Origin of the sequence: Aeromonas sp. FDAARGOS 1404 (assembly GCF_019047085.1) — a bacterium.
In the GTDB taxonomy this organism is placed as follows: domain Bacteria; phylum Pseudomonadota; class Gammaproteobacteria; order Enterobacterales; family Aeromonadaceae; genus Aeromonas; species Aeromonas veronii.
This window is the reverse complement of record NZ_CP077237.1, coordinates 2,877,100-2,901,786: the sequence shown is the minus strand read 5'-3', so window position 1 is coordinate 2,901,786 and position 24,687 is coordinate 2,877,100. Positions and strand designations below refer to the sequence as shown.

Below are 24,687 nucleotides of genomic sequence, written 5' to 3'. Positions count from 1 at the left end.
CACGCTACGAGAGCCCCTATGCCCACCCGTAAAGAGCCTGCCAGCGAAGAGTTTGCCTGCCCCCCGTTTTCGAGCCAGCACGCCACCTTCAACCACGTCTGGTCCTCCCTCTTGCTGGAGGAGCTCTTTCGCCTCGGGGTGCGCGACATCGCGCTGGCCCCCGGCTCCCGCTCTGCGCCGCTGACCATGGCCGCCGCGGCACATCAGGGCTTTCGTCGTCACCTGCACTTTGACGAGCGCGGTCTCGGCTTTATGGCGCTGGGGCTGGCCAAGGGGAGCAACCGGCCGGTGGCGGTGATCATGACCTCGGGCACCGCGGTAGCCAACCTCTGGCCCGCCGTGGCAGAGGCCCAGCTCACCGGTGTACCGCTGATTATTCTCTCCGCCGATCGTCCTCACGAACTGATCGACAACGGCGCCAATCAGGCGATCGACCAGCAGGGGATCTTCGGCCACTACCCCGTCTATCAACAGAACCTGCCGAGCCCCACCCCGACCATTCCGGCGGCGTTTGTGCTGAGCTCGGTGGATCAGGCGCTGGCCAAACAGGCGCTCACCCCCGGGGTGGTGCACTTCAACTGCATGTACCCCGAGCCCCTCTACCCGGGCGAGCACTATCAGGATTTCTCCGACTATCTGGCTCCCCTCGGTGACTGGCTCGGCTCGCGCAAGCCATGGAGCCCGTGGCAGCAAAACGAGCCGAGCTGCCCACCTCAGGCGGAGTGGGAAACCTTTCGCCAACAGCGCGGCATTATTGTCGCCGGCAGGATCACTGACCCCGAACAGGCACAGGTGGTCGCCGAACTGGCAGAGCAACTTGGCTGGCCGTTGCTGGCAGATCTGCAGAGCCAGATCCGCTTCGATAGCCGCAACCTCATCCATATGGATATGGCGCTCAACGACTCTGAATTCGTCGCCGAGCTGGGCCGCGCCGAGGTGCTGCTGCAATTTGGCGCGCGGCTTGTCTCCAAGCGGCTTGGCCAGTTCATAAAACACCATTCATGGCAGGATTACTGGCTGGTGGATCCGCAACCGGCGCGGCTAGATCCCGACTACCGGCTGCGCAACCGGCTGCTCTGCAGTGCCAGCGCCTTTGCTGCGGCCCATCCGGTCACCACACAAGCCCCTTGGCACACATTGGCAGAGCTGCAACATAACGCCAGCCAGCAGATCACCGCCGCCTGCGAGCACTTCTCCGAGCTCGGGGTCTGCCATCGCCTCAACCGCCTGATCGAAGGGCAACTGTTTGTCGGCAACAGCATGCCAGCCCGACTGATGGATATGCTCGGCGAAACGGGCAAGGGGCCGAGCCGGGTGATGACCAACCGCGGCGCCTCCGGCATCGATGGCCTGATCGCCACCGCCTACGGTTTTGCCCAATCAATCGAGCAGGACAGTGATGAGCCCACCACCCTGCTGCTTGGGGATCTCAGCGCCCTGCACGATCTCAATAGCCTCGCCCTGCTCAGCAAGGCGAGCCGACCGCTGGTGGTGATCCTGCTCAACAACGATGGCGGCAGCATCTTTCGTATGTTGCCGGTGCCCACCGAAGGGGAGCTGCTGGAGAGCTACTACCGGCTGCCCCACGGCCTCAGCTTTGAACATGCTGCCGCCATGTTTGGCCTCGCCTATCGGGCGCCGACCACCCTGCCCGAGTTCGAGCACGATTACCGCGCCGCCCTCCAACATGGCGTTACCTTGATCGAGATCCGGGTACCGAGCGAGCAGGTGGCCGATGATCTCAAGGCGCTGGGGGCCGCCATCCGTGGCAAATAAAGATGCCAATGTGCCGCTGGTGCTGCTGCACGGTCTGCTGGGGGATAGTGGCGACTGGCAACCGGTGATCGACCGGCTGCCCGCCATCCGCTGCATCGCCCTCGATCTGCCGGGTCACGGCCAGCATCGCGCTCTCAACGTCAGCGACTTTGAGCAGAGCCACCAGTGGCTGGTCGCCGAGCTGGCCAGCCGCCACATTGAACGCTATCTGCTGGCGGGCTACTCGCTGGGTGGGCGACTGGCCCTCTATCACGCCAGCCGCGAGCCCGCCGGACTGCGGGGGCTGCTGCTGGAGAACTGCAACCCGGGGTTACCAGACAATGAGCGGGCCGCCCGTATCCAGCACGATGAACAGTGGGCACGGCGCTTCGAGCAGGAGCCCCTGGCTGACGTGCTGGCAGACTGGTACCGGCAAGGGGTGTTTGCCGATCTCGACGATGCGGCCCGGGCCCGCCAGATCGCCCGCCGCCTTGGCAACGACGGTCAGGGCATCGCCACCATGCTGCGCGCCACTTCGCTCGGCAAGCAGCCGGATCTCGCCCCCTGGCTCATGGCGAGCCAGCTGCCGGTCACCTGGGTGAGTGGCAAGCGGGATCACAAATTCCATCAGCTGGCTTGCCAGCTGGCGAACCAGGATCGCAGAATCAACCACTTGGTGCTGGATGGCGGCCATAATCTGCATGCCCATCAGCCTGATAACTTTGCCCGACTCCTCGCGGAGTGGGTCAACCAACAAGAAGAGACGAGTCATGATTGAAGCAATGACGGAAGCTGAACTGTATGCACCTGTTGAATGGCAAGATTGCTCCGCCGGTTACGAGGACATCCTCTATCACAAGTCCAACGATGGCATTGCCAAGATCACCATCAACCGTCCCCAGGTGCGCAACGCCTTCCGCCCCCGCACCATCAAAGAGATGCTGCAGGCGCTGGCCGATGCCCGTTATGACGATCAGATCGGCACCATCATCCTGACCGGTTTTGGCGAGAAAGCCTTCTGCGCCGGTGGCGACCAGAAGATCCGTGGCGACTACGGTGGATACCGTGATGACGAGGGGACTCACCACCTCAACGTGCTCGACTTCCAGCGCGACATCCGCACCTGCCCGAAACCTGTGGTTGCCATGGTGGCCGGTTACGCAGTCGGTGGCGGCCACGTGCTGCACATGATGTGTGACCTGACCATCGCCGCCGACAACGCCCAGTTTGGCCAGACCGGCCCGAAAGTGGGCTCCTTCGACGGCGGTTGGGGTGCTTCCTACATGGCTCGCATCGTCGGCCAGAAGAAAGCCCGCGAAATCTGGTTCCTCTGCCGCATGTACGATGCCCAGCAAGCCCTCGACATGGGTCTGGTCAACACCGTCGTGCCGCTGGCGGAACTGGAGCGCGAAACCGTGCGCTGGTGCCGTGAAATGCTGCAAAACAGCCCGATGGCGCTGCGTTGCCTGAAAGCCGCCCTCAACGCTGACTGTGATGGTCAGGCGGGCTTGCAGGAGCTGGCGGGCAATGCCACCATGCTCTTCTACATGACCGAAGAGGGTCAGGAAGGCCGCAACGCCTTCAACGAAAAGCGTCGCCCCGACTTCTCCAAATACAAGCGGAACCCCTGATGACACTCGCCCTGTATCGCTATCAACTGCCTTTTACCCAGCCACTGACCTTTCACGGCAAGGTGGAGGTGGCGCGAGAGGGGCTGTTGGTACGCATCAACGACGGCTGGGGGGAAATCGCCCCCCTGCCCGGCTTCTCGAAAGAGAGCCTGCAACAGGCAGAGGCAGAAGCCCTTGCCACGCTGGCGGCCCTGGCCACCGGCGATACCCCGAACCCCGTGCTGCCGTCGGTGCAATTTGGCCTCGACTGCGCGCGCCGGACATGGCCCGAGCAGCGCAACCCGCTGCCGGAGCCCTATCCCCTCATTCAAGGCTCCCCCCAGGAGCTGCTGCGCAACTGGAAAGAGTGGCTGCACCGCACGCCCGGCAAGGCCAAGCTGAAGGTGGCGCGCTACCCGATGCGTGACGAGCTGGCACTGATCCGCCTGCTGTGCGACCGCCTCCCCTCCCTCAAGCTGGTGCTGGATGCCAACCAGGGCTGGACTCGCGAGGAGGCGTGGACCTTCTGCGGCCACCTCGACCCGAATCGCATCGAGTATCTGGAAGACCCCTGCGCCGACTTTGTCGACATCGCCTTTGTCGCCAACCGCACCGGCATGCCGGTGGCGCTGGACGAACTGCTGGCGCAGGGCAAGCCGTGGGAGCCGATCCCGCAACTGCGCGCGCTGGTGCTCAAACCCACCCTGCTCGGTTCGCTGGCCAACTGCGAAGCGCTGATCGCCCGCGCCCGCGAACTGCGGCTCAAGGTGATCCTCTCCTCCTGCTTCGAATCGGATCTGGGCCTGAACCAGCTCTTTCATCTGGCGGGCGAATGGGCTCCCGAACAGGCGCCGGGTCTGGATACTCGCCGCTGGATGGCAGGCAATCTGCTGGGGGAAGATGGCAAACCGGATCTGAGCCGACTGGAGCAACTGTATTACCGTGATTGACCCCTCCCGTTCACCCGAACAGACACCTTGCCCGGTACGCCACCGGGCAATCACAGCCCCGAACCGCATTGCCATCCACGCCGCCTCGCCCTTCAGTTACCGCCAGCTCGATGCCCGCCTCAACAGCCTGTGCCAACAGCTGGAACAAGCCGGAGTGCGCCGTGGCGAACATCTGGCTGCGGTGGTGCGCGGTGCGCTGGAAGATGTGCTGCTGGCATGGGCCTGCGTGCGCAGCGGCGTGGTGTTCTGCCCACTCAATCCCGCCTTTCCTCTCGAAAAGCAGCGCGAGCTGGCGGTACAACTCGATACCGATGCCTTCTGGTCGGCAGGGGAGATCCCGGCAGGCAACTGGCAGCCCTTGCAGCTCGACTTTACGCGCGAACTGCCAGCAAGCGAGGAAACATGGTCGCTGGAATCGACCCAACTCAACAACATGATCCTCACCTCCGGCTCCAGCGGCACGCCGAAAGCGGTGGTGCACCGGCTCTGCAACCATCTTGCCTCGGCACGCGGCTCTGCCACCCTCATTCCCCTCGATGAGGCCTGCGGCTGGCTACTCTCCCTGCCGCTGTTCCATGTGGGCGGCTACGCCATCCTGTTTCGGGTCTTTCTGGCGGGCGCCACGTTGGTGCTGGACGATCGCAGTCAGCCGCTCAAGGCGCGGCTTGAACAGCAACCCATTACCCATCTCTCGCTGGTACCAACCCAACTCTGGCGCCTGCTGGCAGAGAGCTTTGATCCCTCCCGTACCCGCCTGCGCGAGCTGCTGCTCGGTGGCGCCGCCATCCCGCAGCCGCTGGTGAGCCGCCTCTGCGCCATGGGGCTCGAACCCAAGGTGAGTTATGGTCTCTCCGAGATGGGCAGTCAGGTCTGCACCGCTATCCCCGGCGATGCAGGCGTAGTTGGCAAACCGCTACCGGGGCGGGAAGTGTGCATCAGGGAGCAGGAGATCTGCGTGCGCGGCGCCACCCTGTTTGCCGGTTACTACCGAGATGGAGAGCTGGAACTGCCTCTCGATGACGAAGGCTGGTTTCATACCCGCGACAAGGGGAGGTTCACTGCGGCAGGGGAACTGCTGGTAGAGGGACGGCTCGATAACCTCTTCATCTCGGGTGGCGAAAACATCCAGCCCGAAACCATCGAGCAGCGACTGGTAGATCACCCCGCCGTTGCCCAGGCGCTGGTGGTACCGGTACCGAGCGATGAGTGGGGACAACGCCCCGCCGCCTTTATCGACTGGCACGGCGAGCCAGTTCCCGACTCCGAACTGGCAGCCTGGATCCGTAACGCCCTGCCCGGCTTTATGGTCCCCGACCACTGGCTCCCCTGGCCCGATCTTGGCGGCAATCTCAAACCACAGCGAAAACAATTTCAGAATATTATTAGGTCGCAATAATTATTCATGCGACAAAAACTGACACCATGGAGCCATCCAAATACACATATGACTCAAAATAAAATGCTGGTGGTATCAAAATCCTCCTCCTCAGTCTGAATAAGTGAGAACGATTACATAAACGGCCTTTTTTTGCACATTTTTTGAACCAAATTAATTGGCTGTAGTACCATACCCTCCACCATGCATTTAGTAGGAAATCTAACCATATGATAATAAAAGAAATTGACGATTTATCATTATTTGAACAAAGACTGCGTGGTGGTAAAATGCTCTCCTTGGCAGTAAGACGAGTCACACATGAGTAACAGAATTTATAAAATTGCAGAGGATATCTTTTTCTCCGCTGCAATATTCCGAATCTCGAAAGGGGACAAGGACATCAAGCTCAGCAACAAGGAAGCCGAGCTACTCGAAATGTTGTGTGATGAGGCAGGCACTGTCATTCCCAGAAGCAAACTGCAGGATGCCTTGTGGCCAAATCAGGACAATACCGATACCAATTTGAACCGGCAGATACTCTCGTTGAGAAGAAAGCTGGAATCCTTCGGCTTAATGGATGCGATCGATACTATCCCACGGGTTGGCTATATGTTTTGTGCTCCGATTGAGCTCGCTGGGGAAAGTGAAGAACCAGCACCAGCGGAAGAAATTCAAGCGCCGACGCCTTCCCCTGCACCTCAAGCCAGGCGGCAATATACTCGCCGCAAATATGACCGATATTTCAGCCCAAGGCGTATTTTGCTGTTTGCATTGTTGCTGGTCTCGCTGACTTCACTAGCCCTCGTCATTTATAACTATGCGACAGCAAATACACTACGCACTATCAATTTAGGTCAGATTTCTCTCTATATGACCAGCGAGACGGAAAAAGCACTGAATGTGAAAATAGATTCACTGACGCCCTTGATAAAACCTGTTTCACGTAAAGCTGATGAGCAGATTTCAATTCTGGTTGGAAAAGAAGCTATCAGCTATTTTTCCATCAACAATAGCAGCAGGAAATTATCCGAAAATATCTTCCTGTTGCGTAGCGGTCACCCTGTGGCCGAAGAAGTTCAATGCGTTATCACAACCATGAACCAGCAGGGAAATAACGTTTCCAACAACTATTACAATAATCAAGAAACCACTGTCAGATATCACAGAGATTGTCAGGCACCAGACAACTGGGTAGAAATGACCAGAAAGAGTAAATATATTGTGACCATGAACAGAGAAATTGTAGTGGCCACCGTGATAGCCACTGACAATCAGGGAAAGACGCTGTTCAATCTGGATTCAGTTGGAGATCTTGAGCGGGATAATGGCGATATTTCGGTCGAGATAAAAAATACCATTGTCAATTTCATTGACCAGCAGGCGCTGACCAATAACGCTATGGTCGCCACTCTGGTCGCGGCGCTAACGCCCCCCAAACAAAAAGCCAAGTTCATTCAATTGCCCGGAGGTATTTACCTTTCCAGTTATCTAGGTGGCGTCATCACCTGGCCCAGCCATGGCAATACAAAAGTCATCCAGCGCAACGACTTCTGAGTTTATTCATAAGCAACGATGAAATTGGCGACAGCAGAATAGTCGCCAGGCTGGATGTTCTTGGCGGTCAATGCCGCCGGATGTCCTTCGACTCTGGCAAAAAATTGCAGCTCATTATCTGCCGCACCACCTAGCAGATAGCCGCGGGAGGCACTACCCAAATTCAGAGGTGATTGAGCCACGTCATACAGGCGGATGCCTGCCCCCCTGGCAATCCCCGCCGTGAATGCCAATCCGCCGCTGAGTTCGGTATCCTGCGAGCCAGTAAAGGTCACCTTGGCCATGCGGAAAATACCCGGCTTGCAATTGGTCAGACGAATGAAGAACGGCACTAGCTGTCCGACTCCGTTGGCATAGAGTTCCTTCACGTCAACTACCCCCATCTCGACCTCCTGATCAAGGGATTCAGGAGAAACCACACATGGCTGATCGATGATCCTGCCATGGAGATGAACCGTATTGCCAAGCAATTCCAGGTCATTGCTGGCACGAGGAGCCGCCGTCACGGCCAGCATCGGGCAAAGCGCCAAACCTATCCACAATGTCCGCAACATATTACAAATCCTCACTGGAACTCGGCAACGATGGTGGCAGTCGCATAGAAATCGCCCGCCGGAATATCTGCACCTGCTGGGGTTACCGGTGCCGCGATAAAGCCCCAGTCACCGATATTTCCCTGCATGGAAACCGGATAGAAGGTATTCAATTTCAGCTGAGAACCATCCAGCTGTTTGAATTTTATCCCTAAATCGGAAATAACATTTCCACCTTGATAGCCATCCCGAGTTGTCCGCAGATAGTCTTGACTGAAAGAGGTTGGTTTTCCAGAAATACCAAGATTGATCTTCAAAGCATCCCCTTCGAAAACACCACCACGGCATTGAAATGTCAGCGGAACCGTCTTTTCAAAGTTATTTCCATCCAATCCTGATCCTGGCAAATCACCAAACTCTACTTCAATCGTCTGCCCACCATTGATCACGCACTCTTCTGGTACATATAAAATTGCAGATGTAATCGTAATTCTAGACATTGGCAAATTATTAAAGTCTGTCGTTGTAGCCCCTAGACGGCCATACATCTCTACAACTTGACGATCTGATATTTGCACACCATTAATTATTTGTTTTCTCACGCGAAAAGTTACCTTTCCACGGCTACCGCTTTCGAAATTATTTATTCTTGTCTCTTTCCCTTTAGTACAAGAGTAATTTGGGTAATCGTTACTTTCATTCGGGAATGGGGCTGTAACAAATTTTTTCTTCCAACCGGCTATCCAAATTTCGACTTTCATATCCAAAAAGTCATTCAGTTTTACAAAACCATCACCAACTTGAGGCAAGCCATCCGTCATTGTTGCTTTATAGTACACTGGAGATTGTGGAATGCTTCTATCTGGGCAGGTAACGATACCTGAGTATTGCCCTCCCAAATTCCACTCAAATGCCTTGGTAGTAAAACCAGGTCTGTTTTGAATGTCAGCCTTGTCCAACGATATATAGTAATCATGGGTTGGGTTAGGCGTCACATAGCCATTTGCCAATGCCGTTCCTGCCAACAACATAAGACTTGAACAGAAGATAGAACGTAGCATAAGGCTTACTCGCTCTTCACGGCTTTACAGGCATTGCCTGTGCACTGGTATTTGATATCCATATATCCGCCGTAGTCATTGACATAGCTGATCACAAATTCATTACCCAGTGCTTCCGGGATGGTGACCGTCTGCTCTGACTTGGGAGAAACCATAAAGGCGGAGAACCCCTTGATAGTGGTCCGCTCCTTGCCCTGCGGATGACCCAGGCCCACGTAGGTGATGTAGTAAGGGGTCGGGTTGTTGACCTTGAGGGCTTTGCCCTGCTTGGTGATCAGCACCTGATCCTGCCAGACAGCCCCACGCTCGGGCAGAATGGCCTCGGGGCGGTAGAACAGCTTGATCTTGGACTGCACGGCAATCTGCATCACGTTGCTCTTCTCGCTCTTGGGCGGGATCTCGCGCAGGTTGAAGTAGTAGATGGACTCACGATCCTTGGGCAAGCTGTCGATGGCCGGCACACTGGCGATGCGCACGATGGACTTCTGGTTGGCATCCACCCGCTGTACCGGCGGCAGCACCACGAAGGGAGAAGAGATCTTCTGGCCTTGGGCATCTTCAATCCAGGCCTGCGCCAAGTAGGGCAGCTTCTGGTTCTCGTTCTTGATGTTGAGGCTGATGGACTTTGCGCCGCCCGGATAAACGGCACGAGTACGATCCAGCACAATGGCGGCACTGACGTTGAGTGAGGTCATGCCAAGTGCAGCCAGACAGATATAAGAGAGCAGCTTTTTCATCGGTATCCCATTACTTGCAAGTGAGAGTCTTCATCGACAGATCGGTTACTTGTTGCGGCGCCACTATCTTGCACTGGCGGGCCCCGCCCCAGGAGAGTTCAAACGCTTCATTCGGTTTCACCCCGGTCAGATAGACCAGGCCATCTTCATCCACCACCGAGAGCACACGGCCGGAATCCTTGACGACGGTGGCACCAAACGGCGGCACTGAGCCATCGGGTAGTCTGACATTGGCCAGCAGCTTGAACCCTTCCGCAATTTCGAAAGCATTATACCCAATTGCGCCCTCGGTCAGGGTCCCCTGCTTGATGGCATTCATCGCATCGATGTCGTCGCTCAGCTGATCCACATCGACCCGGGTGTCGCTCTTGCGATAGTCGGTCATGTCGCTGATCACCGCGACGCCAAAGCGGTTGGTCACGGCGCGGCCATTGTTGAAAGAGACGCCGGAGGTATTATCGGTATCCACCATCATACGGGTACCGCCACGACGAGTCGCCTGGTGCAGGGCTGCACCGTGCTGGGTCGCCGTCAGACCGCCACGCAGGCTGGCACCAACCGAGGTGTATTCGCTCTGCACGCTGTAGGCATTGAGACTGACTGCACCGATGTCGCTGTTGTGGTTGTAGTAACCCCGCGCCACGGCGTGGCCATTGCTCTGCACGCCCGCCCCCAACTGATAGGTATCATCCGGTCGACTGTAGTCCTGATAGGTGGCCAGGTGAGTCACCTTGCCGTTGGAGGACTGTACGCTGTATCCCGCGCTCTTTCTGTCCCCTATTGGCACGCTAAGGGTCAACATGACGCTCTTGTCATCCTCGTAGTTCTCGGTCTTGGTCTTGTAGGCCGACACATAGACGGAGACATCCTTGAAGCTGCCGATGTTCACGTTCTTGTTGATAGTGAGGCCGTAGCGATCCTCTGCCTCGTGATCCCAGTAGGTTCTGTGGGTGTAGTCCAGATAAACAGTCAGCGCCTTGGCTGCATCCTCCGCCCAGAAGGTCTTGTTGGCGGTGATGGTGTAGAGCTCCTTGTCACCCCAGGTATTGTAATCATCGCTCGAGGTCGTAGTGTTGTTCTCCAACCGATCTTTGTTATTGAGGAACTGCGACATGGTCATGAAGTCATGTTGGGAGAAGCGATAACCCGCGAAGGTGATCGAGCTGTTGTATTCATCAAACTGCTTGGCGTAGTTCACCCGTACCGACTGGCCAATCTTGGTCGACAGGCCCGGCAACTTGGCGATGGACTGGGTCAGGTCGGCGGAAATAGCGCCGAAGGCATAGAGATCACGACCGATACCCAATCCCATGGAGTTGTATTCACCCGCAATCAGGCTGCCGCCGTAGAGCGACCAGGAGTTCGCCACCCCCCAGGAGAAATCACCGGTCACAAAGGCAGGGCCGTGCACATCGTGCACCGAATCCGTCTGTTCGGAAGGTGCACCAACCGCCAGGTTGTATCGGACATAGCCAGGGCGAGTCAGGTAGGGAACGGTTGCCGTGTCTACCTGGAACGAGTTGACACTGCCATCTTGCTCCTCTACCCGCACATCAAGGCGGCCGCGCACCGAGCTGTCCAGCCCCTGGATGCGAAACGGGCCCGCCGGCACGTTGGTTTCATAGATGATCCGGCCGGACTGGGAGATGGTGACCTTGGCGTTGGTCTTGGCAATACCGCTCACTTCCGGCGCATAACCCTGCAGACTAGGCGGCAGCATGCGCTCGTCATTGGCCAGGTTGACGCCGGTATAGCGGAAACCATCGATTAACTGGGAGTTGAGCTGCTGCTCACCTACTGTCAGCTTGGCGGCCATGTTCGGCAGCGGACGATAGGCATAGATACGGTTCAGCTCGGTCGACGTCCGCTCATTATCACCCCAGTAAGAGCTGGCCTGATAGTCACCCCGCAGACGCCAGGCGCCGTAGTTGAACCCCAGCGTACCATAGCTGCTGATGTTGTGATTGGAGTAACCATCGCCTTCGTTGACCTGGGCATTGATGTTGTAATCCAGCATCATCCCCGGGATCCCTTCATCCCATTGCTCGGGCGGAATCCAGTTGGGATCGCTGTACTTCATCCACGCCTGAGGGATGGCAATGCGCAGCAAGCCGTTACCGATATCGTTCGAGATCACTACGCCGTCCAGCGCCAACAGGTTGGCACACTGACCATCGTGCCAAGTATCGATCTTGGCGATGGCCTCGTCGGTCAGCGCCAGCTTGGGGATCACGTCTTGCGGCAGGCAGGCTACCCCACCCTTTCCCTTGCCAGTATCGCTCTCGTAGAAAGGGATTTTCTGCAGGGGCAGCTTGTTCTTGTTGACCTCGATCTCGAGGTAGTAGTCGCCGGGCAGGATGTAGCCTTCGTCGGCAAACTGGGAGAGGTCGATCTTGGTCCGCTCATCCAGATCGAGCGCATCAATATTAAACTCCGTTTCTGCCCATGCGTGATTTGCCACCGCCATCAGGCTGGGCACGCATAGCATAAAAGCCATTTTTGAATAATGTTTTTTTCTCACAGAGTCTGATGTTGAAACGCTCATATTTTCACTCTAGGAATTGCATAAAGGTCTCACGTAATGAGGTATCTACACTAAGCAATTGGTTTGCTTACATATAATTGAGTTCTAACAGCGTCGTACTGTCCGGAAAAAACAGCTGACTGCTGATGAGCCCCAAATTGAATTCCAGATCACTGTTGACGATATCCGAGACAATAAAGCGCTCACCGGATACCTTGTGATATTGGCCGTTATTGAGAATGCCCAGCTCATCGCTCATGGCACCACGCACGGACATGGAAATAAAAGGCAGTGATGCCACCGTCGCCCCGTCAACCTGACAACCGCTGATTTTCAACGTACCCGGTTGCTGAGCCTGCAGCGGAATGCTGCGCAGCACCTTCAGCGTACAGCCCGATTCGGCTAGTCCATCCGTGAGTTCGTTGGCGTGGACTGATCCCGCCATCATCACCAGCTGCAGCACCATGGCCGCCATCATTGAAGTTTTCATGATTAGGGTTCGATGTGAGGAAACAGAATGTGTGAAGTTGTGGTGGCTCGCACCACCACAACCCTTGTCACACGTTAAGGCACTCTATTACTCGTAGGAGAGAGTAAAGTTGGTCACTGCAGTGAAAGCACCGGCTTTCAGCGGGTTGGTGTCTTGTTTTGCATAGCCTTTCAGCACGGCGCTGAACGGCAGTTCGTTATCACCATTAACCAGGGTAAAGGCTGAAGTCGGAGTACCCAGCACGATCGGAGCACCACCCGGAGCGGTCATCTTGATACCGGCACCAGCGGCGTCACCACCACCGATCACCAGCAGGCTGGAATCTACCGGGTCTTTGGCACCGCTGAAAGTCACCTTGACAGCATCTTCGGCGTCGGAGATTTCACAGTTCAGCAGCTTGATGCTGAACGGCTTGGAGTTGGACTCACCACCGTTGGCCAGCTCTTTGGTGCTGATCTGGCCCATTTCAACTACCTGGTCAACAGACTCAGGGGCTACAGAGCAAGGAGCGTTGATGATTTCACCGTTAAAAGTGACTTTACCGGAACCGGCACCACCAGCAGCAAAAGCGGAGCCGCACAGCAGCATGGAACCAACACCCATAGCAACCAGAATTTTATTAGCTTTCATTCGTTTATACCTACATTAACGTGTGTTGTACTGCATCACTCCAATCATGCTGGAGTCACGATATTAAGTGATGCCGCGATATACTGCACAGCAACTGTTGGCGCTCGTCTCTCATTAAGCCGATGAGAAGTCATGCCAATAATAAACTGTGCCTCTTCAGGTTTATTTAAATAAGCAAAAGCAGCACACCGCATCAGGGGTAGTTCCCGCTACACCTCAACTGCACAACTACATACGTCCTTGTCGTCTGTGCAGAAAGCCGCATTCTGCTTTTGCTTGACGAACAAATTAACGACTCGTTTGATGCACATCAAATACATTTTGATTTGTATAAATTTTTTTATAAACACCTAAAAAACAATGACTTAAACCAACAACAAAACATAAAACGATATCATGAAATAAATAAAGTTCATATAAAGGACATCTATTGCAATATTGTCAGACTATGAATTAAAAGTTGCACACAAAAATCCAACAAAAACACAACAAAGATAACCTATCTATTTTTGACAATAGTTATCAACCACTTCATGAATCGCCCCCTAAAGGGGTAATCAGGTAATCAGGTAATCAGGTAATCAGGTAATCAGGTAATCAGGTAATCAGGTAATCAGGTAATCAGGTAATCAAATCATTGGCAGCCCACATATAAATATACATCTACTACATTACATATTAATCATAGATATGACGCGTTAATATAGAGGCTTGTCCGCAATATTCACAGGCAAGATTTGAGATAAAAAAAATAAATATACGTTATTAATTATGCAGACTAACTGTGATCCATCTCTCATGATTTTTAAGCCGATTGATTTCTCAAAGTGGAGTGTTATCATCTAGACATAGAGTAAAGGGCAAACCGATCGAAAGGTCGGGACGCAAAGCCACCGGTCTAAGGGTTTTGATACCTAAGACAGCGGAGCTGCCACCTGAGAAGAGTGATGTTATTGCCGATTTATGGCATTACTCTTTGATTGCGTTGCCCTTTTCGTACAACACCTGTGACGAAAAGGACATAGATATGAAAGCTCAACACACCGCCTCCCGTTTAGTTCGCAAGACAGTTCTCTCTGTATGCACTTCCTTGCTGCTTGGTACCGCCTTGTTGCCATCCACTGCTTCTGCAGCTGATGGCTCAGTGACGTTTACTGGCACTATCTACGAATCTCCATGTGATTTTTCTGACAGCAGCGTGACCTGCTATTCAGGCATGAACAAGCAGACCATGCCTTTGGCTCACTTGCAGCAAGCCGGTCAAATCAGCTCAATTAGCAGCACTATCAGCTACAAAGTGACCAATGCCAGCAACATGGCGATCGTGACTGTCAGCTATCTCTGATGACTCATCTGTAGTGATGCTGAAATTGGCGCGAAACAGATGAGCAGGTGGTGTTGAAAGAAGCTCTTATCAGGTCGCCTGTGCTACCCATACAGGCGGCCAATATCTTTTCATCCCGCCTCCTCACGCTCAAATAGCTGGCTTTGCTGATTGAGTCACAAGTCATCATACGCCCAGATAATGTGGCTTAAGCCATAGGGACATCTCGCTTTTCCTGGTCATTTGCTGCATGTCTCGTGTTGATTAAATGAGATCTGACACGCACTTTACACAACTAACAACTTCTTCGATAAAGTCGCATGTGAGCCCTCACTACGGCGGCAGGAGTTCAAAAACAGCAAGCATATAAATCAACACTATACCATTGATTTATATGTTATTTAAAAAATCATTGATATTCTTTTGAGTCCCTGTAAATTGCCTTGCGATTACTCGCAAGACAATACACAAACAGAACAAAGGGATAAAAATGAACCGTTCGGGTACCGGGTGGCTGCTGCTGGCAGGCCCCCTGCTTTTGGCTACATCCTCGGCGCAAGCCAACTACTCCCCCAATGACTGGCGACAGTATCAGCTGACTGGCGAATCGAGCCGGCAACTGGCCGCTCGCATCACCGAGATCACCTACGAGCTCAAGGCGCGCAGCAGCAATGCTCCTTACCAGCAGCTCAGGGTCTACCGTCGCTTCGACTGGCAGAGCAGCGATCTCGCGGCCCTCGCCGAGCAGCAATGTGGCGAGCCGCAACTCAAGGTAGATGCGGGCTGGCAGATCCGCTTCGTGCGCTGTGAAGCTCGGATTCCGGCGGGCAAGCTCATTCCCGCCAGCAGTTATGACTTTGGTTATGGCCTCAAGCAGGGTCGCTGGGAGCAGCTGGCGGGCACGCCGACCGCCCAGCGGCAGGATCGTCTGCCGCTGCCGCAAGCCATCATCCTGGGTCAGAGCGAAAGGGAGCTGGATCGCTGCGAACTCAACGCACAAGGCCGCTGCGCAGAGCCGGAGTGGCACTATCAGCCGCAGGATTGGCAGCAGTTGCAGGTACTTGAAGAGACCCCGAGTGAGCGGGATGGCCGGTTGGAGCAGATCTTCTTCCGTCTGCAACCGGTGGCAGGCAGTCAGGCTGCCGCTCAGGTCAGCGAGATCCATGTCTGGCGCCGCTATCAGTGGCAGCTGGATCAGCTCACGCCTCAGCAGGAGTGTGATGAGCCGCAGGAGCGCAAGGAGGGGAGCAACACCATCCGCTATCGCATCTGTCGTCAGGTGATCCCCGCTGGCAGCGAGGTGCAGGTAACGCTGCAAGATAGCGGCTACCAATACCCTGTCGCTGGCGGCGAGTGGCAACCCCTGCCAGAGAGCAAAGCGTGGCAGGAGAGCCGGGTGCTCAATCGCCCCATTGTGCTAGACAGCAAAGAGGAGCAGCTGGAGTGTCGTCGCGCCAACGGTCGTCTCTGCTCCGAGCCAGAGCAACCCGATGTGGATCTGCTCGACAGCGATGCCGCCAAACTGGTGGCCGACGTGAGCAGCCAGAACAGTCCTGCCTGGCAGGCGGATTACGGCCACGATGACGCCAAGCTGATGGCGGTGGTTCGCGGGATGCGTGCCCTGCTGGCGGCCAACCAGCCGACCCATCCGGCAATGGACAAGCTGCTCTACTATGTGCGCGCCCATAACTACCATGGCGGCGTTGGCAAGGAGAGTGATCAGGCCGCCCGGGCACTGGCCGGGGTGATGATTGATCTGCTCAACCACCCCCTGCTGCTGGGTGCCGAACCACAGGATCAGGCTGGCACAGTGCTGGAAGCCTGGAGCGTAGCGGCGCAGGGACAACTTGGCCAAGCCGCCTTCCGCCAGAGTGCCGCCCCCATGCTGGCCCAGCTCAACCAGGCGCTCGGCTATGCGGTGCAACATGCGGCACAGATCAATGGCCACAAACCCTGGGCCGATGGCCTGTTCGAGCTGCTCAATCTGGTCGATCAGAGCGCCTCTTACGGTCAGCAGGCTGACTTCAGCGCAGCTGTGCTGCAACAGGAGGCGGCATTGCGCCAGAGCCTGCTGCAACTTGGCCTGAGCGAGCTGGCCCTCTGGAAACAGCGCGATGGCTCACGGGATCTGTTTATCTTCAACAACATCCTCGATGCCCATAGCCGTCTCTACCAGATGATGCGCTACCTCCATCACACCAGCCCGGATAAGGCGATCGCCTATCGCCAACAGCTGGATCGCGATGTCATCGCCATCATGCGCCAGCAAGGGCTGATCCCGGGCGGACAGCATCCGGCTGCCATGTTGGAAGAGGTCTCCCTGACCCTTTCCAGCTACTACCTCACCTACACGGATCGCACCAGCGAAGCCTGTATCAGCGGCGAGTTCGCCGGGCTCTGCACACCGATCCGCATGGAAGATATTCTGCCGTTCGAGCACACCTGCTCACCCACCCTGCGTCTGCGCGCTCAGGATCTGACCCAGGCTCAGGCCGAAGGGATCTGCCGCGAGCTGGGTGATGAAGAGCAGCGCTTCCACCAGCAGATGGAGACAGGCTGGCAACCGGTGGCCGATGATCACAACGAAGCGCTGGAGCTGGTGATCTTCAACTCCTCCGCCGACTGGGGCCGCTACGGCAGCGCGCTGTTTGGTGTCTCCACCGACAATGGCGGCATCTATATCGAGGGGGATCCGGCTCGTCCCGGCAATCAGGCCCGCTTCTTCGCCTATGAGGCGGAGTGGAAACGCCCTGCCTTCCAGGTGTGGAACCTGCGCCACGAGTACGTTCACTATCTCGACGGCCGCTTCAACCAGTACGGCAGCTTCGGCCACTATCCGCTCAACCGCACCACCTGGTGGGCCGAGGGGATTGCAGAGTTCATCGCCCACGGTCAGTGCTTTGCCCGAGGTCTGGATAACGTGGCAAACCGCCCCGCCAACCAGCGCCCGACACTGGCGGCTATCCTCCACCTTGACTACGACCAGGGTGGCGAGATGGTCTACTCCTGGTCCTATACCGTGCACCGCTTCCTCAACGATACCGGTCGCGGCGCCAGCTGGCTGGCGCTGGCACAGGCGCTGCGCAATCCGGATCGACAGCAGGCGATGAGCGACTTCGAAGGGGAGCTGGACCGCCTGATCGCCAACGACAGCGACGCCTATCAGGCGTGGCTCGCCCGGGATCTGCTGCCCTGGTGGCAAGCCAACAAGGAGTCAGACGCCTGCAAGGGTAACGACTCCGCCCACTGATAGACCTTCACCCAACAGAGGGGCTGCCGCCGCAGCCCCTCGCTTTATCCTCCCGCTCTCCCGGCCTCTGCTGCGACAACCTCTGCCCGAATGAGGTGCCCGCCCGTTATCAAGCCTGACGCCGGCGGCCGAGTTGTAATAGAATGCCGATAGCCACTCCCAACTTCAGACCCTGACCGCACCGCGCATGAAGAAGTTTGCCAAGATCCTCCTCGCCTGCCTCGTTTTGCTGCTGGCCCTGATTGCCATGCTGCTGGGCTACAGCGAGTGGATCGTCTCGGATGCCCGTCACTACACCTACGATCAGGTAGACAAAGTGCCCTACAACCGGGTTGCGGTGGTGCTGGGTACCTCCAAATATCTCTCCGGTGGCGGCCCCAACCACTACTTCAAATACCGCATCAAGGCGGCGGCCGAGCTCTACAACAATGCCAAGGTGGACTTCATCATCGTCTCCGGTGACAACGCCACCGTGCAGTACAACGAGCCACGCCAGATGCGCCGCGCCCTGATCAAGGCGGGCATCCCCGCCTCCGCCATCTATATGGATTTCGCCGGATTCCGCACCCTCGACTCAGTGGTTCGCGCCAAAGAGGTGTTCGGCCAGGAGCGCTTTACCGTGGTCTCCCAGGGCTTTCATAACGAGCGGGCCATTTTCATCGCCCGCCATTTCGGTATCGACGCGGTCGGCTTTAATGCCGAGGATCCCAGCGCCTATCAGGGGATCCGCACCCGGGTACGGGAAGTCTTTGCCCGCCTGATGGGGTTACTCGACCTCTATGTACTGGACAAGGGGCCCAAGTTCCTCGGGGCACCGGTCCCCATCGGTCTGCCTGTGCCTTGCCAGTCACTGAGCACCATCGGCAGCCTGCAACCCTGCCTAAAGCAGCCCAAATCGGCAGTGGATGAGGCCAAGCCAGCGGCAGTCTCTGCCGCGGTTGCCACCGAGTCGGCTACTCCATCTGCCTCGGCCGCGACTGAACAAGTCACTCCTGCTTTATCCGCTGCGGCAACGACTGAGCCGGTCACTCCCGCTAAACCCGCGGTAGAAACCACCGCCAAGACGCCCAGCGCGGCCTTGCCCACATTGCCGGTGGCCCCTTCAGCCGCCAGCGCCAGCACAGTCACACCATAAACAGATGACCCGCCAACTGGCGGGTCTTGTTATTACAGCGCAGGTTGTGGCGGTGAGCCTGTACACCCATTCCCAGCGGCCAAGTCAGCCTCGCGCCGCCTGATAGCGGCGGGCCACTTCGGCCCAATCCACCACCTGATAGAAGGCAGCGATATAGTCAGGACGCTTGTTCTGGTACTTGAGATAGTAGGCGTGCTCCCACACATCCAGCCCCAGGATCGGGGTATGGCCATGCATCAGGGGGCTATCCTGATTGGCACTGCTCTCCACCTGCAATCTGCCCGCCTTGTCCACCACCAGCCAGGCCCAGCCGCTACCAAAACGGCTCAGAGCAGCCTGAGTGAAGGCCTGCTTGAAGGCATCGAATCCCCCCAATTCCCGCTCGATAGCCAGAGCCAGCTCACCACCCGGCTCACCGCCCCCCTGCGGGCTCATCACCAGCCAGAACAGGGAGTGGTTGGCATGGCCGCCGCCATGGTTGCGGACCGCCCCCTGCAAGGTGGCAGGCAGAGTATCGAAGCGGCGCAGCAGAGCCTCTACCGGCATTGCGGCTAGCTCTGGCGCCCCTTCCAGCGCGGCGTTGAGGTTGTTGATATAGGTCTGGTGATGACGGCTGTGGTGGATCTCCATGGTCAGTGCATCGATATGGGGTTCCAGTGCGTCGTAGGCATAGTTCAGGGCTGGCAGGGTATGGCTCATGATGACCTCTGTTCGGATTAATGGAGCCGGGATGAGGGCTCGCTCTGACACAGGCAGTGACCGAGCGAACGCATGATCCCGGCGTGGCTGCCGTGGCGCTGTACGAACGTCAGCAACTCGGCACGGGTTGTGCGGGTATGGCGCAAAGCAGCCTCTCGCAGGCGAGAGGAGCAAGCGGGGGAGTGACAGGTCGCCAGCAGGCAGTCGTGCACATAGCAGAGCAGGTCGGCGGCGCGATCGGGCAGAGTCATGGCCACCAGCAGATCCGCCAGATTGTGGTGAGCCACAACCAGCGCCGCCACCGCCTCATCGGCGTCATGCCACTGCACCAATTGCTGACGAGCCAGCCAGAGCGCCTGCTGATAATGAGCTAGCGCCTGATGATACTCGCCGCAGTCAAACAGCCGGTTGCCCTCTCGGGTCTGCTGTTTCCAGTGACTCATGCTGCTGCCACCTTCGGTCGACTCGACCCACCCCTTCACCCAGGTTGCTGTCATATGCTTCACACCAACAAATGATAATAATTATCATTACATGAATCATGTCCGGGAGACAAGGGGCGTCGGGATCGCAGCAAACAGCCAAAACAGCGCGGCCACCCCTTGGCAAGGAGTGGCCGCTTGAGGCACCGGTCAGTGGATTCGACCGGCTAATTGGAAGTTAACGGCAGGTCAGATGTTGTTGGCGGGCGAAGGCGGGGCGATCCCCAGCAGCATATGGTCCATCATCCCCACCATGCGCCCGATCTCGGGCTTGGTGATGGTATCGTTGGCCCCCAGTTGCAGCGCTTTCTGGCGGTTGTCATCGCTCATCAGGGAGGAGAACATCACGATGGGCATCTCCTTGTAGGAGGGGGTATCCCGCAGCCGCTTGAGCAGGTGCATACCATCCATGCGCGGCATCTCCACATCGGTGATCACCGCATTGACGAAGCCGGTCACCGGCATTCTCTCCTCCTGGGCCAGGCGATCGAAATCCGTCATCATCTCCAACCCCTCGCCGCCGTCCTTGGCCGTGATCACGTTGTAGCCAGCGGTACGCAGGGTGGTTTCGATCATCTTGCGGATAAAGGCCGAGTCGTCCACCACCAGAATGGTTTTGCCCTGGCGCAGCGCCATCATGCGATCGTCTATGAGCACCTTACGGTCCTGGGTGACGTCGTACTTCTCCATGCTGAGCTCGGGGTTGATATCGGCGATGATCTTCTCGAAATCGAGGATCATGATGAGGTTGCCATCGCGCCTGACCACGGCCACCACGCAGTCGTTCTCCCCCGCTTCCAGAAACTGGCTGGGGGACTCCACATCCTCCCAGGAGACCCGGTGGATCCTGCTGACGCTATCGATCAGAAAACCGTTGGCCATCTTGTTGAAGTCAGTGACGATCACCACCTTGTGGCTGGGGTCCGGGTTGGTCTTGATGCCGAGCCAGCCCGCCAGATCCACCAGCGGGATGAGGCGATCCCGCAGGGAGAAGACCCCCACCATATGGCGCTGGGCATTGGGGTAATCTGTGGTTTCCGGCACCCGGATCACCTCGCGCACCTTGGCGACGTTGATCCCGTAATAAGCGGTTTTTTCACGGCCGTCCGGTAGCTGCTTCTTGAGGTGAAACTCGATGATCTCGAGCTCGTTGGTGCCACTTTCGGTCAGGATTGATTTACGCTCTTCCCCATCTTTGGACATCATGGTGACTCTCATTCAGGTTGCGCGGGCAGCAGACCGCTGCGGTTTTCCCTCAGTATAGGAATGGAATTCACCCAACGGTTCGGATCTCGGCAAGATTGCAGCGTTAACCGCTTGATCCCGCAGGCTGGCACGATCGTATCTGCCACTCAGGACAACATTGGCAGATGGTGAAATCCATCATGTACTCACAAGGAGCCTGAGATGAGTGAAGGTATCGTCGTGATTGGCGCTTCTGGCGGGATCGGGGCGGCTCTGGTGACACACTGGTTGGCGGCGGGTGTCGGGCCAGTGATTGCCATCAGCCGTCAGCCCGCACCTGCTGGCCTCTCATCGCCGGGTCTGCACTGGCTATGTTGTGATTACAGCGATGAGAAGATGGCAACTGCGGTAGCCCACATCGCGGAGTTGGCACCGAGACCGCATCGGGTGGTGATCTGCAACGGCATCCTGCATCAGGGGGAAATCCAGCCAGAGAAGCGACTCGAAGCAATCAATCTCGATGCCATGACCCGCTTCTACCAGACCAATGCCTTGCTGCCGCTGCGCTGGATCAGCAAGTTGTTACCGCTGTTTGGCCGCGAGCCTTGCACTCTGGCCGTTCTCAGCGCTCGGGTCGGCAGCATTGGTGACAACCGAGCGGGCGGCTGGTATGGCTATCGTGCATCCAAGGCAGCCCTCAACATGCTGCTCAAGTGTGCCGCCATCGAGCTGGCCAGGCGGGCCCCAGGCGTCAAATTGCTGGCCTTCCATCCCGGCACCGTGGATACCCAACTCTCCCGCCCGTTTCACGCCAATGTACCGGCGGGAAATGTGCAGAGTCCCGAGCTGGTAGCCGACCATCTGATTAACCTGATGAACCGGCTGCAACCGGATGGCGAGCTGAGCTTTCTCGACTGGCAGGGCAAACCTATCGAGTGGTAGAGGAACTCAAGAGACGCGCCAGCAGCGCCCGCAACCTCTTGATCACGGCGGGCTTGCCCGCCAGTTGCAACCTCGCGGCCAGCATTCCCCAATCGGCATATTGCCAGATGGTAGCGATCAGCAGATAACGCTCGTCAGGAGTCAGCGAAGCCAGCACATCCAGATTGCGCGCCAGCCACAACTGCAGGCTCGACTGGCTCAGTTCAAACGGCTTGTGATGCAGGGCAAAGCACTCAACCTCATCACGCTCGAACTCGCCAAGCTCAGCCGCGGTGACGGTGCTGCCTTGCAAACATTGCCATACCAACTCGGGATCCAATCCTTTCAGTTCACCCGCCAGCAAGGTCGGCAGCTGGCGAATGAAACGCTGCTGCCATTGATTCAACTCGATCTCATGCTCGGGTTTCAGCGCTTTGAGCAGCAGGGCTGCGTGGCATCCGCTGGCGGCATCCCGTTGCAGGCCGATGCGCAACACCTCCAGCCCTGCCTTGCGCCAGAAAGGGAGCAGGTCGGCGCTGGCCGAAAAGGCCGAGCCGAGGTAGTCGATGCCAATCTGACGATAGTGCTCCTCAAGCTTGCCAAGCAGCAGCGAACCCAGTCCGTGCCGGTGCAGCTCGGGGTGGATGGCGATACGCATCACCCGGGCGTAGCTGCGCCCACCCGCCGTTTTGAAACCGGCGTGGGCCAGCAGCGACTGGGGTAGCAGATGGCCGCGCGGACGGCGACGCCCGGCCCAGATCGCCTCGGCCAGCTCGGGCTCTATCTCCCCTTCCCGCGCCACCAAGGCCACACCCAGCAGGCTCTCGTCCTGCTCCAGCAGATGGATATCGAGATCCGGGCTCTCCAGCAGGGATCTGAGATCGCTCGGCGTAGTCTGGTAGTGAGCCAGCACCAGCAAGCCGAACAGCTGGTTGAGCAACGTCTCGTCGCTCTCCAGCGCCTCCTGATTGACCAGACGCCAGCTCGGGCTGGTCGGCGGCAAGGGCATTGCGACTTCGGCATTGAGGCCGAGCAGGCGGAAAATCAGCGGCTCCAGTGGATCACGCTCACTCCAGCGAATGGGTTCAGAGAGGCGGATCTCCTGCCACTCCGGGGTCTGGCTATCGAGCACACGCTTGAAGCGCAGGTGAAAACCGCGCCCCGTCCCCTCGTAACCGTGCTCGGTGGTGGCAAACACGATGCGACTTTGGCGGGCAAGCATGGCCTCGAGCAGCGGGGTCGGAATGGCGGCCGCTTCATCCACCAGCAGCAGATCGGGATTAATCGCCTCGTGCACCAGCCGATCCGGCGAGCAGTAGCTCAGTCCGGTCAGCTGTTCAGGCGTAGTATCTAGCCCGCGAGCGGCGTGGGCAAACAGGGTCGCTACCGTTGCCTGTGAGGGGGCCGTCACCACTATGTTCAGCGAGGGTTGCTGGCGCAGCAACTCGGCGGCAGCCAGCCCCAGCAGCGCACTCTTGCCACGACCGCGGTCGGCGCTCAGCACCAACGGCCGACGACGATGGCCCTGCAACACCTTGTGGATGGCAGGCAGTGCCCGTGCCTGATCGCAGCTCAGCCTGCGTGCGGGCCCAATCGGTTGCCACGGCTGCGAGCAAACCGGCGGCTCCAGAGAGAGGGCAGGATCCCCCGCCAGCAACCGCACCAGCCGGGCGATAAAGCCGTGGCCGGCCCGGCCCGCCTCCTCCGGCTGGGCCACCAGCCGGATCCGGTCGGGATCCGGCCATGAAGGCCACTCTACTCTGGGCGGCGTCAGCAGCAACAGCAAGCCACCGGCGCATAGAGTACCTGCCAGCGCCCCGAAGGCATCGGGGTGAAAGCCGCTGAAGGCGTTGAATACCAGCGTGTCGCACTCCTGACCGAGCCGCTGTAGCGCCTTGGCAGCGGGTTGCGGGGCATAACTCTCGGGCCCGGCCCCCAGCCAGAAGACGGTCTCGCCGAGCAGGGATTGAGCGCGGGCAATGCACTCGGCCTCCTCCCCCTCCAGCCAGATCAGTCGCCGCTCGCCGGCGCGGGCCAGCGCCTCGCGCAGGCTGTTGAGCTCAGGCGGCGTCATGAAGCCTGGCTGTCAGCCGGTTTGCGGGGCTCGAACATGCGCTCCCCCATCTGATCGATAAAGGTGTGGGCCTTCTGCACCATGAAGCGCTCGGCATCGGCCGGGTTGGCAAACAGATCGGAGCGGATAAAGCGATGGGTTTGCAGCACGCCGTCCACCTCTTTGGTGATGCGGCCCGCCAGCCGGTACTGACCACCTTCGGCCATGGGTTCCGGATAGATGAGATAGCCGGCATATTCGGTGGGGGTGACTTCCGCAGCCTTGGCTGGCTCGCCCCCGAACAGGGCACTGAACAGTTTCTTGAGCATGATGGTTCCCTCTGTATCAGGGCATTCTCCCCAAGGGGGTGACAAGTGGCAAGCGGGGGATCTTATTACCAATGGTTATTTGCATTG

General features: G+C 57.6%; 21 protein-coding genes and 1 riboswitch. Of the genes, 10 read left to right on the top strand and 11 right to left on the bottom strand.

Features of this window, described 5'->3' with window-relative positions:
* Positions 1 to 18: 18 nt before the first annotated feature.
* The 6 genes from menD to I6L34_RS13440 all read left to right on the top strand — a co-directional run bounded on the left by menD (position 19) and on the right by I6L34_RS13440 (position 7,247).
* Positions 19 to 1,776, top strand: a complete 1,758-nt coding sequence (menD, locus tag I6L34_RS13465) for a 2-succinyl-5-enolpyruvyl-6-hydroxy-3-cyclohexene-1-carboxylic-acid synthase (protein WP_216954832.1) — start codon at positions 19 to 21, stop codon at positions 1,774 to 1,776.
* Positions 1,736 to 2,533 (top strand): 2-succinyl-6-hydroxy-2,4-cyclohexadiene-1-carboxylate synthase, encoded by a 798-nt coding sequence (gene menH, locus I6L34_RS13460; RefSeq protein ID WP_216954831.1) that lies wholly within the window; start codon positions 1,736 to 1,738, stop codon positions 2,531 to 2,533. The genes menD and menH overlap by 41 nt, the downstream gene beginning before the upstream one ends.
* 4 nt (positions 2,534 to 2,537) lie before the next feature.
* Positions 2,538 to 3,386 carry a 1,4-dihydroxy-2-naphthoyl-CoA synthase gene (gene menB / locus I6L34_RS13455; RefSeq protein ID WP_202904470.1) on the top strand — a complete coding sequence of 283 codons (849 nt, stop codon included), beginning with the start codon at positions 2,538 to 2,540 and terminating at the stop codon, positions 3,384 to 3,386.
* Positions 3,386 to 4,315 carry an o-succinylbenzoate synthase gene (menC, locus tag I6L34_RS13450; RefSeq protein WP_058057927.1) on the top strand — a complete coding sequence of 310 codons (930 nt, stop codon included), beginning with the start codon at positions 3,386 to 3,388 and terminating at the stop codon, positions 4,313 to 4,315. Before menB ends, menC begins: the two co-directional genes overlap by 1 nt.
* Positions 4,308 to 5,711, top strand: a complete 1,404-nt coding sequence (menE, locus tag I6L34_RS13445; protein WP_058057926.1) for an o-succinylbenzoate--CoA ligase — start codon at positions 4,308 to 4,310, stop codon at positions 5,709 to 5,711. Before menC ends, menE begins: the two co-directional genes overlap by 8 nt.
* Positions 5,712 to 6,011: 300 nt before the next feature.
* Complete coding sequence (locus I6L34_RS13440; RefSeq protein WP_058057925.1) at positions 6,012 to 7,247, top strand: winged helix-turn-helix domain-containing protein; 1,236 nt, start codon at positions 6,012 to 6,014, stop codon at positions 7,245 to 7,247.
* 2 nt (positions 7,248 to 7,249) lie between these two features.
* Here the strand turns inward: I6L34_RS13440 and I6L34_RS13435 are convergent, their stop codons facing one another.
* The 6 genes from I6L34_RS13435 to I6L34_RS13410 all read right to left on the bottom strand — a co-directional run bounded on the left by I6L34_RS13435 (position 7,250) and on the right by I6L34_RS13410 (position 13,222).
* Entirely contained in the window at positions 7,250 to 7,801 is a 552-nt protein-coding gene (locus I6L34_RS13435; RefSeq protein ID WP_019445472.1) for a fimbrial protein, read from the bottom strand.
* Between the two features lie 11 nt (positions 7,802 to 7,812).
* Complete coding sequence (locus tag I6L34_RS13430; RefSeq protein WP_058057924.1) at positions 7,813 to 8,841, bottom strand: fimbrial protein; 1,029 nt, start codon at positions 8,839 to 8,841, stop codon at positions 7,813 to 7,815.
* Between the two features lie 5 nt (positions 8,842 to 8,846).
* Positions 8,847 to 9,578 (bottom strand): molecular chaperone, encoded by a 732-nt coding sequence (locus I6L34_RS13425; protein ID WP_058059366.1) that lies wholly within the window; start codon positions 9,576 to 9,578, stop codon positions 8,847 to 8,849.
* 10 nt (positions 9,579 to 9,588) lie between these two features.
* Positions 9,589 to 12,123: a fimbria/pilus outer membrane usher protein gene (locus I6L34_RS13420; protein WP_216954830.1), complete on the bottom strand. Its 2,535-nt coding sequence runs from the start codon at positions 12,121 to 12,123 to the stop codon at positions 9,589 to 9,591.
* A 67-nt stretch (positions 12,124 to 12,190) separates the two neighbouring features.
* Positions 12,191 to 12,580 (bottom strand): hypothetical protein, encoded by a 390-nt coding sequence (locus I6L34_RS13415; RefSeq protein WP_019445468.1) that lies wholly within the window; start codon positions 12,578 to 12,580, stop codon positions 12,191 to 12,193.
* Between the two features lie 99 nt (positions 12,581 to 12,679).
* Entirely contained in the window at positions 12,680 to 13,222 is a 543-nt protein-coding gene (locus I6L34_RS13410; protein WP_026034942.1) for a fimbrial protein, read from the bottom strand.
* Positions 13,223 to 14,071: 849 nt separating this feature from the next.
* Positions 14,072 to 14,158: riboswitch (cyclic di-GMP riboswitch) on the top strand.
* 91 nt (positions 14,159 to 14,249) lie between these two features.
* On the opposite strand from I6L34_RS13410, the gene I6L34_RS13405 reads away from it, so the two are divergent.
* From I6L34_RS13405 to I6L34_RS13395, 3 genes are all read left to right on the top strand, one after another.
* On the top strand, positions 14,250 to 14,567 hold the full coding sequence (locus I6L34_RS13405) for a hypothetical protein (protein WP_058057921.1): 318 nt from the start codon (positions 14,250 to 14,252) through the stop codon (positions 14,565 to 14,567).
* A gap of 469 nt (positions 14,568 to 15,036) precedes the next feature.
* Positions 15,037 to 17,796, top strand: a complete 2,760-nt coding sequence (locus tag I6L34_RS13400) for a collagenase (RefSeq protein WP_216954829.1) — start codon at positions 15,037 to 15,039, stop codon at positions 17,794 to 17,796.
* A 187-nt stretch (positions 17,797 to 17,983) separates the two neighbouring features.
* Positions 17,984 to 18,931 (top strand): vancomycin high temperature exclusion protein, encoded by a 948-nt coding sequence (locus I6L34_RS13395; RefSeq protein ID WP_216954828.1) that lies wholly within the window; start codon positions 17,984 to 17,986, stop codon positions 18,929 to 18,931.
* A gap of 84 nt (positions 18,932 to 19,015) precedes the next feature.
* Here I6L34_RS13395 and I6L34_RS13390 read toward each other — a convergent pair whose 3' ends face one another.
* The 3 genes from I6L34_RS13390 to I6L34_RS13380 all read right to left on the bottom strand — a co-directional run bounded on the left by I6L34_RS13390 (position 19,016) and on the right by I6L34_RS13380 (position 21,318).
* Positions 19,016 to 19,630: a superoxide dismutase gene (locus I6L34_RS13390; protein ID WP_058059387.1), complete on the bottom strand. Its 615-nt coding sequence runs from the start codon at positions 19,628 to 19,630 to the stop codon at positions 19,016 to 19,018.
* A gap of 17 nt (positions 19,631 to 19,647) precedes the next feature.
* Positions 19,648 to 20,127 (bottom strand): hypothetical protein, encoded by a 480-nt coding sequence (locus tag I6L34_RS13385; protein WP_005354955.1) that lies wholly within the window; start codon positions 20,125 to 20,127, stop codon positions 19,648 to 19,650.
* Positions 20,128 to 20,301: 174 nt separating this feature from the next.
* Positions 20,302 to 21,318, bottom strand: coding sequence for a chemotaxis protein (locus tag I6L34_RS13380; RefSeq protein WP_005335957.1), 1,017 nt, complete (start codon positions 21,316 to 21,318; stop codon positions 20,302 to 20,304).
* 201 nt (positions 21,319 to 21,519) lie between these two features.
* Between I6L34_RS13380 and I6L34_RS13375 the strand changes: the two genes are divergently transcribed.
* Positions 21,520 to 22,239, top strand: a complete 720-nt coding sequence (locus I6L34_RS13375; RefSeq protein WP_216954827.1) for an SDR family NAD(P)-dependent oxidoreductase — start codon at positions 21,520 to 21,522, stop codon at positions 22,237 to 22,239.
* On the opposite strand, the gene I6L34_RS13370 is transcribed toward I6L34_RS13375, so the two are convergent.
* Both I6L34_RS13370 and I6L34_RS13365 read right to left on the bottom strand, forming a co-directional pair.
* A complete protein-coding gene (locus I6L34_RS13370; RefSeq protein WP_216954826.1) occupies positions 22,226 to 24,292 on the bottom strand; it encodes a tRNA(Met) cytidine acetyltransferase TmcA in 2,067 nt (688 codons plus the stop codon). The two genes, I6L34_RS13375 and I6L34_RS13370, sit on opposite strands and share 14 nt — an antisense overlap.
* The gene (locus I6L34_RS13365; protein ID WP_124243183.1) at positions 24,289 to 24,600 is read right to left on the bottom strand and encodes an HlyU family transcriptional regulator; all 312 of its coding nucleotides are present in this window, start codon (positions 24,598 to 24,600) and stop codon (positions 24,289 to 24,291) included. The genes I6L34_RS13370 and I6L34_RS13365 overlap by 4 nt, the downstream gene beginning before the upstream one ends.
* Positions 24,601 to 24,687 lie beyond the last annotated feature (87 nt).

Coding starts and splice junctions, on each gene's coding strand:
- menD (WP_216954832.1), top strand. CDS start 19: ATGCCCACCCGTAAAGAGCCTGCCAGCGAAGAGTTTGCCTGCCCCCCG.
- menH (WP_216954831.1), top strand. CDS start 1,736: ATGATCTCAAGGCGCTGGGGGCCGCCATCCGTGGCAAATAAAGATGCC.
- menB (WP_202904470.1), top strand. CDS start 2,538: ATGACGGAAGCTGAACTGTATGCACCTGTTGAATGGCAAGATTGCTCC.
- menC (WP_058057927.1), top strand. CDS start 3,386: ATGACACTCGCCCTGTATCGCTATCAACTGCCTTTTACCCAGCCACTG.
- I6L34_RS13440 (WP_058057925.1), top strand. CDS start 6,012: ATGAGTAACAGAATTTATAAAATTGCAGAGGATATCTTTTTCTCCGCT.
- I6L34_RS13435 (WP_019445472.1), bottom strand. CDS start 7,801: ATGTTGCGGACATTGTGGATAGGTTTGGCGCTTTGCCCGATGCTGGCC.
- I6L34_RS13430 (WP_058057924.1), bottom strand. CDS start 8,841: ATGCTACGTTCTATCTTCTGTTCAAGTCTTATGTTGTTGGCAGGAACG.
- I6L34_RS13425 (WP_058059366.1), bottom strand. CDS start 9,578: ATGAAAAAGCTGCTCTCTTATATCTGTCTGGCTGCACTTGGCATGACC.
- I6L34_RS13420 (WP_216954830.1), bottom strand. CDS start 12,123: ATGAGCGTTTCAACATCAGACTCTGTGAGAAAAAAACATTATTCAAAA.
- I6L34_RS13415 (WP_019445468.1), bottom strand. CDS start 12,580: ATGATGGCGGCCATGGTGCTGCAGCTGGTGATGATGGCGGGATCAGTC.
- I6L34_RS13410 (WP_026034942.1), bottom strand. CDS start 13,222: ATGAAAGCTAATAAAATTCTGGTTGCTATGGGTGTTGGTTCCATGCTG.
- I6L34_RS13405 (WP_058057921.1), top strand. CDS start 14,250: ATGAAAGCTCAACACACCGCCTCCCGTTTAGTTCGCAAGACAGTTCTC.
- I6L34_RS13400 (WP_216954829.1), top strand. CDS start 15,037: ATGAACCGTTCGGGTACCGGGTGGCTGCTGCTGGCAGGCCCCCTGCTT.
- I6L34_RS13395 (WP_216954828.1), top strand. CDS start 17,984: ATGAAGAAGTTTGCCAAGATCCTCCTCGCCTGCCTCGTTTTGCTGCTG.
- I6L34_RS13390 (WP_058059387.1), bottom strand. CDS start 19,630: ATGAGCCATACCCTGCCAGCCCTGAACTATGCCTACGACGCACTGGAA.
- I6L34_RS13385 (WP_005354955.1), bottom strand. CDS start 20,127: ATGACAGCAACCTGGGTGAAGGGGTGGGTCGAGTCGACCGAAGGTGGC.
- I6L34_RS13380 (WP_005335957.1), bottom strand. CDS start 21,318: ATGATGTCCAAAGATGGGGAAGAGCGTAAATCAATCCTGACCGAAAGT.
- I6L34_RS13375 (WP_216954827.1), top strand. CDS start 21,520: ATGAGTGAAGGTATCGTCGTGATTGGCGCTTCTGGCGGGATCGGGGCG.
- I6L34_RS13370 (WP_216954826.1), bottom strand. CDS start 24,292: ATGACGCCGCCTGAGCTCAACAGCCTGCGCGAGGCGCTGGCCCGCGCC.
- I6L34_RS13365 (WP_124243183.1), bottom strand. CDS start 24,600: ATGCTCAAGAAACTGTTCAGTGCCCTGTTCGGGGGCGAGCCAGCCAAG.